At 70.0% G+C, this 9,383-nt stretch carries 13 protein-coding genes and 1 pseudogene; 4 read left to right on the top strand and 10 right to left on the bottom strand.

The window, feature by feature from the left end:
• Positions 1–84: 84 nt before the first annotated feature.
• The 7 genes from E1283_RS00395 to E1283_RS00365 form a co-directional block, all read right to left on the bottom strand.
• Positions 85–1,398: an eL24 family ribosomal protein gene (locus tag E1283_RS00395; RefSeq protein WP_132815303.1), complete on the bottom strand. Its 1,314-nt coding sequence runs from the start codon at positions 1,396–1,398 to the stop codon at positions 85–87.
• Between the two features lie 40 nt (positions 1,399–1,438).
• Positions 1,439–1,963: a DUF6114 domain-containing protein gene (locus E1283_RS00390; RefSeq protein ID WP_132815346.1), complete on the bottom strand. Its 525-nt coding sequence runs from the start codon at positions 1,961–1,963 to the stop codon at positions 1,439–1,441.
• A gap of 132 nt (positions 1,964–2,095) precedes the next feature.
• Complete coding sequence (locus E1283_RS00385; protein WP_132815301.1) at positions 2,096–2,710, bottom strand: DUF6230 family protein; 615 nt, start codon at positions 2,708–2,710, stop codon at positions 2,096–2,098.
• A 478-nt stretch (positions 2,711–3,188) separates the two neighbouring features.
• Positions 3,189–4,166, bottom strand: coding sequence for a tetratricopeptide repeat protein (locus E1283_RS00380; protein WP_132815299.1), 978 nt, complete (start codon positions 4,164–4,166; stop codon positions 3,189–3,191).
• A gap of 81 nt (positions 4,167–4,247) precedes the next feature.
• Entirely contained in the window at positions 4,248–4,649 is a 402-nt protein-coding gene (locus E1283_RS00375; RefSeq protein ID WP_132815297.1) for a hypothetical protein, read from the bottom strand.
• Positions 4,650–5,035: 386 nt separating this feature from the next.
• Entirely contained in the window at positions 5,036–5,305 is a 270-nt protein-coding gene (locus tag E1283_RS00370) for a DUF7848 domain-containing protein (RefSeq protein ID WP_132815295.1), read from the bottom strand.
• Entirely contained in the window at positions 5,302–5,523 is a 222-nt protein-coding gene (locus tag E1283_RS00365) for a hypothetical protein (protein ID WP_132815293.1), read from the bottom strand. The genes E1283_RS00370 and E1283_RS00365 overlap by 4 nt, the downstream gene beginning before the upstream one ends.
• Positions 5,524–5,783: 260 nt before the next feature.
• Between E1283_RS00365 and E1283_RS40115 the strand changes: the two are divergent.
• Positions 5,784–6,854 (top strand): annotated as a pseudogene (locus E1283_RS40115) (helix-turn-helix domain-containing protein); the annotation flags it as partial.
• Here the strand turns inward: E1283_RS40115 and E1283_RS36930 are convergent.
• Positions 6,815–6,991, bottom strand: a complete 177-nt coding sequence (locus E1283_RS36930; protein ID WP_165955959.1) for a hypothetical protein — start codon at positions 6,989–6,991, stop codon at positions 6,815–6,817. The pseudogene E1283_RS40115 and the gene E1283_RS36930 sit on opposite strands and share 40 nt — an antisense overlap.
• Before the next feature lie 17 nt (positions 6,992–7,008).
• Between E1283_RS36930 and E1283_RS00355 the strand changes: the two genes are divergently transcribed.
• The 3 genes from E1283_RS00355 to E1283_RS00345 all read left to right on the top strand — a co-directional run bounded on the left by E1283_RS00355 (position 7,009) and on the right by E1283_RS00345 (position 8,527).
• Entirely contained in the window at positions 7,009–7,524 is a 516-nt protein-coding gene (locus E1283_RS00355; protein WP_132815291.1) for an NUDIX domain-containing protein, read from the top strand.
• Positions 7,525–7,636: 112 nt separating this feature from the next.
• Positions 7,637–7,765, top strand: coding sequence for a hypothetical protein (locus E1283_RS39385; protein ID WP_279571230.1), 129 nt, complete (start codon positions 7,637–7,639; stop codon positions 7,763–7,765).
• Between the two features lie 63 nt (positions 7,766–7,828).
• Positions 7,829–8,527 (top strand): class I SAM-dependent methyltransferase, encoded by a 699-nt coding sequence (locus E1283_RS00345; protein ID WP_341829895.1) that lies wholly within the window; start codon positions 7,829–7,831, stop codon positions 8,525–8,527.
• A gap of 51 nt (positions 8,528–8,578) precedes the next feature.
• On the opposite strand, the gene E1283_RS00340 is transcribed toward E1283_RS00345, so the two are convergent.
• Positions 8,579–8,926 (bottom strand): helix-turn-helix domain-containing protein, encoded by a 348-nt coding sequence (locus tag E1283_RS00340; protein ID WP_132815289.1) that lies wholly within the window; start codon positions 8,924–8,926, stop codon positions 8,579–8,581.
• The gene (locus E1283_RS00335; RefSeq protein ID WP_243744509.1) at positions 8,923–9,273 is read right to left on the bottom strand and encodes a type II toxin-antitoxin system RelE/ParE family toxin; all 351 of its coding nucleotides are present in this window, start codon (positions 9,271–9,273) and stop codon (positions 8,923–8,925) included. Before E1283_RS00335 ends, E1283_RS00340 begins: the two co-directional genes overlap by 4 nt.
• Positions 9,274–9,383: the final 110 nt, after the last annotated feature.

Raw genomic sequence — 9,383 nt, 5'->3', positions numbered from 1 at the left:
TCCCGGCGCTCTCCCGGCGGGGCGGCACCGCGCCGCCCCGCCTTCGCGCGCCCCGCGTTCGCGCCCGCCTTCTCGCAATGCGGATCAACCCACCGTGGTCGGCCCGTCGTTGGTGGTGTAGCTCGTCATCCCCCGCATGGTGAGCGTGCCGCCCATCTGGCCGGCCTGGGTGATGAGGACGTCGGTGAAGTTCGCGATGGGAAGGTCGAGCGGCGGCTCGTGCTCGGGGTCGAAGACCACCGGGATGATGCCGAAGAGATTGCCCTCCAAGCGCTCGGTGTACATCGTCACCGTGCCGTTCCTGAAGGTGGAGTTGGAGCCCGGGTCCGTGCCCACGTGGTACCGGACCCCGCCTGGCGCGTCCACGATCTGGTGCAGGTCGCCGATGTCGATCAGGTCAGCGGTGAACTTCAGCACCTGCTTCACGCCGCCGTTGGCGGTGGTGACGTTGACGACGCCGTGGTAGTCGAGGCCGCGCAGCGTCAGGTAGCTGGCTTCCAGATACCAGGGCTGGTCAGGCAGGACGAGCGGCGTCTGTTCGTCGATGCCGGGCACGCGGCGCTCCTCGGGACAGGGGAACGGCAGCCGGCCCAACTCGTCGCGGGCGAACGGGTCGACGGTCTCCACCTCGACCTCGTCCTGCTCCTCGGCGTCGGCCTCGTCCCGCTCGTCGGCCTCCGCCTCGGCCTCGTCCGTCTGCTCCGCGTCCGGCTCCCCGGCGGCGTCCTCGTCCGCTGACGCCTCGTCGGTCCCCGTCTCGGTCCGGTCCGACTCGTCCTGCTCCGCGGGCGGCGTCGTCGGCTCCGGCTCCGGCTCGTCCTCCGGCTCCTCCGCCGGTTCCTCAGGCTCTGCGGGCGGCTCCTCGTCGCGGCCGGGGTTGAGGACGTCGCCGATGGCGTTGCCGAGCTCCTCGAGGCCGCGCCCGACGCCCAGCGGGTCCCAGGGGTTCGGCTCCTCGGCCGTGGGCTCCTCGGCCTCCTCGGTGGGCTCCTGGGCCGCGTCCTGGCCCTCCGCACGCTCCTGCTCGGTGGCCGCGGCGTCTTCCGCCGGCTCGGACTCTGTCTCGGACTCCGTCGGCTGCGCGTCCGGCTCCGCTTCCTCGTCGGGCTCCGGTTCTGGCTCGGGTTCCGGTTCTGGCTCGGGTTCCGGCTCGGGCTCCGGCGTCTCCTCGGCCGTCGGTTCCTCGGTCGGCTCCTCAGCCGTGTCCTCGGCCTCCGCCTCGTCCGGCATCTCGACGCACGGCGCGTCCTGGAAGGGGTTCTCCGGCTGGCTCGGGTCCGCCTTGGCCAGCGGAGAGGTGAAGCCCATGCCCATCAGCGCGGCGGACGGCATGGCCGCGAGCGCGATCGCCTTCCCCACCGGCATGTGGAGGCGGCGCAGCAGTGGCCTGCGCGGCACCGCGTGCCGTGACCCATCGCCGTCCGCGGTGGTTATCTCTTCACTCGGCACCTTGGTTTCCCTTCCCCGGATCTTTCCCCCGCTCCGGTGCGGCTCCTTGGAAGGCCTCCAGCGCGCTGCCTGTCCCGGGGACCGGGACCGACGGCTCGCCATCCGCCGCGGCGTCCCTTGCCGCGGTCGGCCGCGCTTCGCCCGGCATCCAGGCGATGCTCATGGCCCCGCCGACCATGCCGAACAGGAAACCCAGCAGGAAGCCACCAACGTTGGAGACCACCAGGGAGACCAGTGCCAACATGATCGCGGCGACGCCCGCGAATATCCGCACATGCGGCTGGAACCATATGGTCAGGCCGAGAACGATCAGCAGGACGCCGATGACAAGCGACCCGGCGCCGGCCGTGGTGGCCATGCGAACGGTGAGCTGACCGAACGTCATGTTGGCATACGGGAAGTAGGCGATGGGCAGTCCTCCTATGAGGACAAAGAGGCCCGCCCAGAACGGCCGCCGCCACCTGAAGTGCCGGAAGGCGACGCGCGCCCGGGTGAACAGCGAGATTCTGGGCATTTCCTCAGTCTTGGTGCTCACGGCACGTACTCCCCTGGTGGCGCGTTTCAGTGGCGGGATGCACGATACGGCGGTGCGCCCTGGGGCAGAGAGGCGCGTCTCCGCTCCCTGCCCCAGGCGTGGATCAGCCGATCAGAAACACTCGTTGCTACCCCTGTGCAACCTCAGGCTGAGATCGTTCAGGGTGAACGTGCCGGCCTGGGTCCCCCAGGCCGTCTGCTCCACTTGCGAGAGCGTCACTGATTCGGCTTGCTGAGCGAACGAGCCGGGCAGCGTGTTCCTGACCGGGTCGGGCCCGCGAGTGAGCTCGTCCACGCTGACACCGATGTCGATGTTCCTGAATTCCGCGTCGGCGTCGAGTTGCGTCAGGTCAATGAACAGGTTCTGCGCATCGACGGGGTTGTTGGGGTCGGACCCGGCGTTGATCTTGACGGTGACGTCTCCGAACAACGGAACGGGGATGACCACCGACTGGCAGAGCTCGTTGAGCTCGGCGTGATCGAAGGCCGAGACCGCGACGGGCCTGTCCCGACCGTCGGGCGGTGTGACGAACGAGCCGTACTGATTGAACCCCTCTCCCACGAGCTGGCGCACGCTCACCTTGAACTGCTGGCCGGACACGGAGAACGAGGCGGCCAGCGCCCCCTGGGCGAGGGCGATACCTATGGCAGCGGTAGCGGCCACGCCGGGCACCATGACGAGGCCGAACCGCCGCCATCTCGTGCCGCCGCGAGCCTGTGACTCCATTGACTTTCCTCCTTCTCGGACGAACAACTCCACGGACTCCGCAAGCCCGTGGTCTGCCAAGCCGTCCGGGGCCCTGGAGAGAAGAAGTGCGTTATCCCCGGGCGTGCACCCCGGCGACAGCCACTGACCGTCGCTTGGACGCGGCTGACAGCGAAACAGGTCCCTCCGCCCCTCGCGGGCCGGCGGGAACCCCCCTGCTCCGAGGCCGATGGGTGGCCCCATCGGCTTGGCCGATCGTGGTGCATCTCACGTCCCGGCACAAGGGGTTCGTTACTTGCGAGTAATAACGATGTGGCAAATGAGTGATCACCGCGTGCCGGTCGACACGAAGACGCGACCGCGCGAAAGCCGCACCCTCCCTTCAACCAGGCGTAACTCCCCAGTAGCCCCCTGCCCTTGTGACCGAGTGTAATGACGGCCGCGATTACCAAGTTTTGGTAAAGCGCGGCCGCCATGAAGTGTAGAAGAGCCGATTCCCTCAGAAGAGCGCGCGGGAGAGCGCCGCACGCGAGCTGATGACGCGCGGGTCGTCCGGGCCGACGACCTCGAAGAGTTCGAGCAGCCGCACCCGCGCGGCGTCCCGGTCCTCCCCGGCCGTGCGCTGCACCAGGGACACCAACCGGCCGAAGGCGTCCTCGACATGGCCGCCCACCAGGTCCAGGTCGGCGGCGGCGAGCTGCGCGGCGACGTCGGTCGGCTTGTCGGCCGCGGCCTTGCGGACCTTCGCCGGGTCGGCCTCCTGCACCCGCTTGAGCAACCGCGCCTGGCCGAGGCCGATGGAGGCCTCCAGGTTGCCCGGCTCGTCGGCCAGCACGTTCTCGTACGCCTGGATCGCGCCGGCCAGGTCCCCGCCGTCCAGCGCGGCGTGCGCCGCGGCCAGCGTCGGGTTGGCCGGCGGCTGCGGCGGGCCGGCCGCCTCCTCGCCGGCGGCCGCCGCCTGCTCCGGGTCGACCGGCGCGCCGACGATGCCGAACCGCTCCTCGGCGGCCTGGATCAACTGGTCGAGCACCTGCCGCACCTGCGGCTCCGGCGCCGCGCCCTGGAACAGCGGCAGGGCCTGCCCGGCGATCACCGCGAACACCGCGGGGATGCCCTGCACGCCGAACTGCTGGAAGAGCATCTGGTTCTGGTCGACGTCGATCTTGGCGAGCACGAACCGGCCGGCGTACGCCTCGGCCAGCCGCTCCAGGATGGGGCTGAGCTGCTTGCACGGCTCGCACCACTCGGCCCAGAAGTCGATGACCACGGGCACCTCGGCGCTGCGCTGCAGCACCTCCTGCTCGAACCCGGCCTCGTCGACGTCGATCACCAGTCGCGTGGCGGCAGCCGCCTGCTGCCCGCCCGGTTGGGCCGCCCGCTGGGACCGGGCCCGCTCGGCCTTCTGCTTGGCCTCGGCGGCCGCCTTCACCGCGGAGAGGTCAACGGCTCCGCTCATGGACATGTTGCGTGGCTGCATGGCACCAGTCTCCCCCCTTCCGGAACCGTTCGGACACGCACCCGGCACGCGGCGCCCGACGAGCCGCCGCGGGGGCGTCGCTCAGTCCCAGCGGTTGAAGGCAATCTCCCCGATCACCCGCGGCTTCCCGTACCCGACCTGCTCGCGCTCCACACGGCCCAGGGCCGACAGATCGGCCCCGGCGACGGGCGCGAGCAGGAAGCCGAGGTCGAGCACCGTGAAGCCGCACCAGGTGAAGTGCTCGGCCCACGGCGGCGGTTGGACGAACCAGGGGGTGAACGCCTGGTGCCGTCCCGGGTCAGCGAACGCAACCCACGGCAGGTGCCGGTGACAGAGCACCGTCACCTCCCGAGCAGCGCAGGAGGAGACCGTGACCGAGTGGTAGGTCTGGTGCAACCCAGCCTCGACGACATCGGACACGGTCACGGTGGCTGCCCTGGCCACCTCGTGTTGGGCCGTCCGGAGCGGCCGTGGATCCGTCATCGGCAGCTCCGGCTCACCGCGGCGACTGACACTCGTCACCCCCCGTGGCAGTGGCGGCAGAATGTCACGCACTGTGTTCACCTCGTCCTGCCCGGCGGGCCGAGCCAGGCACGCGGGAAGCTGTTGCGGGGGAGAACCGACAGGTCCTGGCGAGGGACCGCCCGGTCGGCCGAGCCCCCCGATGACCAGCAACGCCAACACCACCCCGGGCAGAGATCGATCAAAACCAGGCCGAATCGATCTGACTCGGAGCGAGTGGAGCGCGCGCCTTCACGTGCCGCCGGGGGCACGTGAAGGCGCGCGGACCGTCAGGCTCCGACGTCAGGCACAATCTCCTTCTCCGCCACCCGCGTTCCGTTCTGCCGACGGGCCGGGGGCCTCACGGTTCATCCCCCGCTCTCCAAGGCGCGGTAGGGGTTACCGGGCGAGGGGACGACGCGCCAGAACCACTCGGTGGTGAGCTTGAACTGCCGATGAGAGGTGTTCAGCCCGGTGTGTCGCAGCGCCCACGTCTCCACCGGGTCCGGCTGGTTGTCGACCGCTTCGGACTCAGCCCCGCAGGTGAGGCAGGCGACGTGGAAGATCGCCCGAGGCGCACCCTCGGCCGCCTCCTCCGTCAGAGTCCACTCAGCCGCCTTGATGATCAAGCGCGTCACCGCGCCTCCCCGGAACGGCGGTTGGCCTCGGCAACGGCCGGACCCGGCAGCTCCCTCGTGCCGACCGCCGCCACCTCTTCCGCACGCACGTCCCACTCCCGGCCACCACCCACCGGCCGGAGCCAGACCCGACCGGCTTCGCGATCCATGACCCGGCCGACCACCCCGCGCGCGTCACGCGCCAGTTCGCCGACCTCGGGTGTGTCCCGTTCAGCCATGGGACCGCCTCCCTCCCGCAGAGGCCCGGTGACGACCGGACGCGGGCAGCAACAGTGCAAGCGATCGCGCCGCGACGCGGGCGATACCCTTCCTCATCGTTGACGCTCCTGTTCAGCGTTGGCCACGCCCCCGGGCCGCCTGCCAGCGGTCGCGGGGGTCCCCTGTCGGGGGAGTTCCCATCGAACTCCGCCCGCCGCGCGGAAGGGGGAGCCAGACTGGGGGCCAGGAAGAGGCCAGCCTTGAGGGGACAGGGGGCCAGGTGACGACGCGACGCCAGGAGTTCGGCGCGTATCTCGCGCGCCTACGCCGTGCGGGCAGAAGGAGCCAACGGCAGCTCGCCGAACGGCTGTGCGCGCTGTCCGGAGTCACGTCGCTGACCCGCAACGAGGTATCCCGCTGGGAGCGTGGCGAACGGATCCCCGACTCCTGGCTCCCTTTCCTCGCGCAGGCAGTGGGCGTACCCCTGGACGAACTGGAGCGAGCGGCGGCACGGGCACGCGGCGAGCCGGATGCGCCGGCCACGTTGCCCGGCCCACCACACACGGGCCGGCATGCCGACCGGGCGGCTGTGGACTCCTTCCGCATGGCGGATCGCCAACTCGGCGGCGGTCATCTCTACGGTGCCGTGCTCCACTACCTGACCGCCGAAGTGGCACCAAGACTCTTCGGGGCCGCCAGTGTGAGCAGCACGCCGGAGACGTTTCGCGCCGCCGCCGCGCTCACGGAGATGGCCGGGTGGATGGCGCACGACTCGGGTCGGGACGACCGAGCTCAGCAGCATTTCGCCCATGCCCTGCCGCTCGCCCGAGCCGGTTCGGACGGCGCGCTCACGGCCAACATCCTGGCCAGCATGAGCCACCTCGCGCTGCAACAGCGCCAGCCGGAGCAGGCGGCGAGGCTCGCGCGCGCTGGACGAAGTGAAGTCGACACCGGCCCTTTCCTCCCGACGCTGATGGCCCGCCTGCACACGATGGAAGGTCGCGCCCTGGCGCGGGCAGGGGAGGAAACTACGGCCAGCCGGGCCATCGAGACTGCGGCGGAGTGTTTGAGTCGTGACGCCGACGGGCCGCCCTCCGTGTGGATCAGCCACTTCGACGAGGCGTCTCTCGCCAGCGAAACAGCCCTGTGTCTGCGCGACCTCGGACAGCTTCCAGCGGCGGCGGAGAGCGCAGAGCGAGCCGTGAGCCTCCGCACCGGAGATCGGGCGCGCAGCCGGGTGTTCGGGCAGATCTCGCTGGCCGTCATTCGCACGGAGATGGGCGAGCTGGAGGCCGCCTGCCAGGTCGGCGGTCAGCTCATCGCATCCTGCCGCACACTGGGCTCGCTGCGGATCAACCAGCAACTCGACGAGCTGTCACGGGCGTTGCGGCCGTTCGGGCAGAACGCCGGGTGGCTCAGCTTCTCGAATCGCTCACCGTGGTCACCCAACAGAGGAATCTGCTGCTGGCCGGAATCCAGTCCTCTCATGTCGGGGGAGTTTCGTCGTGACCTCTCGCCCACAGCCGGGAACCGCCGAGTGGGACGCCTACCTCGCGGAGGGCAATGCCAGGCAGGCCCGCAAGCGTGTCGCCGCGGACGTGATCCTGCGCGACGTCACGGGAAGGGTGCTCCTCGTCAAGCCGACCTACAAGGAGGGGTGGGATCTTCCGGGAGGGATGGTCGAGGCGAACGAGTCCCCGCTTGACGGTGCCATGCGCGAGTTGTGGGAAGAGCTGCGCATTCGGCCACACATCCGCGGCGTCCTCACGATGGACTGGGACCCCGCGCACGGGCCCTGGGACGACCAGATCGTGTTGATCTTCGACGGCGGGGAGTTGGCGCCGGAAGTGGCGGCGGCCCTGGCTCCCCGCGATGAGGAGCTGTCCGCCTGCGTGTTCTTCACCCAGGAAGACGCGATAGCCGCCCTGCGCCCCCGCATCCGGCGCCGACTCGTCCAGGCCCTCGAGGCGCTGAAGGCGAACGAGGCCCGCTACCTGGAGTCAGGGCACCAACCATGGTGACCCACCCAGGACCCCGCACTACGCCGAGTTCTGTGAGGCGCTCGGCTCCGGATTCATCCACCACGTCCCCGACCGCGGCAACAGCCACAACCCCGCCGAGGGACGGGCCGCGATGCGTCGGACAGCCGAGATGATCCGATCGGCCGGCTTCGACGTGGACCCGGAGTTCTGGCCGGTCAACGGCGCGGCCGACTGCACCCAGAGCTACGCGGGCTGCTCCGACAGCCCCGTTGTCAAGTAGCTCCGCCGCAAGCGGGACGACTACAGCCTCAGCCGCCCGGTATCGTGCCGGGCGGCTGTCGCCGTGAACGAGAACGGACAGGTAGTGACTGACCCTCGCAGCACCGCATGGGACACCTATTCACAGAGCAAGCCCCACCGGCGGAAGACCAACGCCGAGGGCGACACCACGTGGTTCAACTGGACCCAGTACCCCGACCACGGCCCGGGGGCCGACGTGCTCAGCCTCAACCCCGGAGACAGCGTGCTCGACCTCGGGTGCGGGTCCGGTGGGAACGCCGCTCACCTCGCGACGCTCGGCACCAAGGCCGTAGGGGTCGACCTCTCCGCCCAGCAGCTCGACAAGTCACACGAACGGTGGCCGGGCGTGGACGGGATGGAACTCCACCAGGCCGATGCCCTCACCTACCTCGAAGGCACGGTCACGATCTTCGATGCGATCTACAGCGTGTTCGGCGCTGCCTGGTTCACCGACCCCACCCTGCTGCTGCCGAACGTTCACGCGAAACTCAAGCCAGGTGGAGTGTTCGCCTTCTCCCAGCGGCCCCCGGTTGAAGGGTGCTACGGCTGCCAGGCGTCATACATCCCGCGCGGGCCCGAAGAGGACCCCGCCGTCGTCAAGCGGTGGGACTACGAACCCGATGTGTGGATGCTGACGCTCAAGGAACACGGCTACGTGGACGTGTCGGCGTCCGTGCTCGCCCCGCCCTCGGGAAGTCGGCGCACGGGCACCCTGTTCGTCTGGGGAGTCCGAGGAGGCTGAACGTCGTCGCCAGCGACCTCACCCTCACTCCACCGCGGTGGCCGCAGGACGCTACGCGGCAGCGCCGTGTGGGGTCAGCGTGATCTTCGGCTCGTCGTCGACGACGTCGATGTCGATGCGCAGGGCCGCGTCGAGGCCCCTGGACAGCTTGTACAGCAGTGGGAGAGTGGGGACGGCGTCGCTGCCTTCGATACGGGAGATCTTCGCCTGATCCAGGCCGCACCTCTCGGCGGCCTCGGCCTGGGTCCGGCCGAGCTCCTTCCGGCGGTTGTAGACGACGACGGCGAGTGCCATGGCCAGCGGATTCTCCCGCCGCTCCTGCGCACGCTCCTCGGAGTCGGGGTAATCGCCCCGGATGCGCTTCCCGCGCCGGGCCTTCGTCCTGGTGTGACCACTCATGGTGTCCCTCCTTCGAGTCTGCTCCGATGGAAGTCGGCGTCGGCCGGGTCGTGTTCGGCCTCGCACTGCTTACGGGCGAGGACCGCGCGGGTGATCTGCTTCTCCTCGTGCTGACGGGTCTTGCGAAACCACGTCAGGAAAACAATCCGGCGGTCCGGCGCCATCCAGTAGGTGATGCGCGCGTCGACGTCGCCGAGCGTCAGCCGCAGCTCCCAGACCCCGTCCCGCAGAGGCCGGGCGAGGGCCATGGGTATCGCCGGGCCGAGCTGAGCCAGCAGGCCCGAGGCATCGTCGACCTTTCCGACGTGCTTGTCGGACAGCCCGTCGAGCCACTGGGCGACATACACCAGCCTCGACGCGGACGCGAGACCGCTGGGGCGTCCACACCCCCATGGCGATAGCGGCACCCGCCAACGGACCCGGCGCCGGGTGACCCCGACTCTCGCGGCCATGCGGG

The sequence above is a fragment of the Streptomyces hainanensis genome, assembly GCF_004348415.1.
GTDB classification, from domain to species: Bacteria; Actinomycetota; Actinomycetes; order Streptomycetales; family Streptomycetaceae; genus Streptomyces; species Streptomyces hainanensis.
The sequence above is the reverse complement of the archived record's forward strand: the minus strand, read 5'-3'. Positions and strand labels throughout refer to the sequence as shown.

Bases quoted from the DNA above. Each gene is read 5' to 3' on its own strand.
- E1283_RS00375 (WP_132815297.1), bottom strand. From the start codon at position 4,649: ATGACGGATCCACGGCCGCTCCGGACGGCCCAACACGAGGTGGCCAGG.
- E1283_RS00390 (WP_132815346.1), bottom strand. From the start codon at position 1,963: ATGCCCAGAATCTCGCTGTTCACCCGGGCGCGCGTCGCCTTCCGGCAC.
- E1283_RS39385 (WP_279571230.1), top strand. From the start codon at position 7,637: ATGCGTCGGACAGCCGAGATGATCCGATCGGCCGGCTTCGACGTGGAC.
- E1283_RS00385 (WP_132815301.1), bottom strand. From the start codon at position 2,710: ATGGAGTCACAGGCTCGCGGCGGCACGAGATGGCGGCGGTTCGGCCTC.
- E1283_RS00340 (WP_132815289.1), bottom strand. From the start codon at position 8,926: ATGAGTGGTCACACCAGGACGAAGGCCCGGCGCGGGAAGCGCATCCGG.
- E1283_RS36930 (WP_165955959.1), bottom strand. From the start codon at position 6,991: ATGAGAGGACTGGATTCCGGCCAGCAGCAGATTCCTCTGTTGGGTGAC.
- E1283_RS00380 (WP_132815299.1), bottom strand. From the start codon at position 4,166: ATGCAGCCACGCAACATGTCCATGAGCGGAGCCGTTGACCTCTCCGCG.
- E1283_RS00365 (WP_132815293.1), bottom strand. From the start codon at position 5,523: ATGGCTGAACGGGACACACCCGAGGTCGGCGAACTGGCGCGTGACGCG.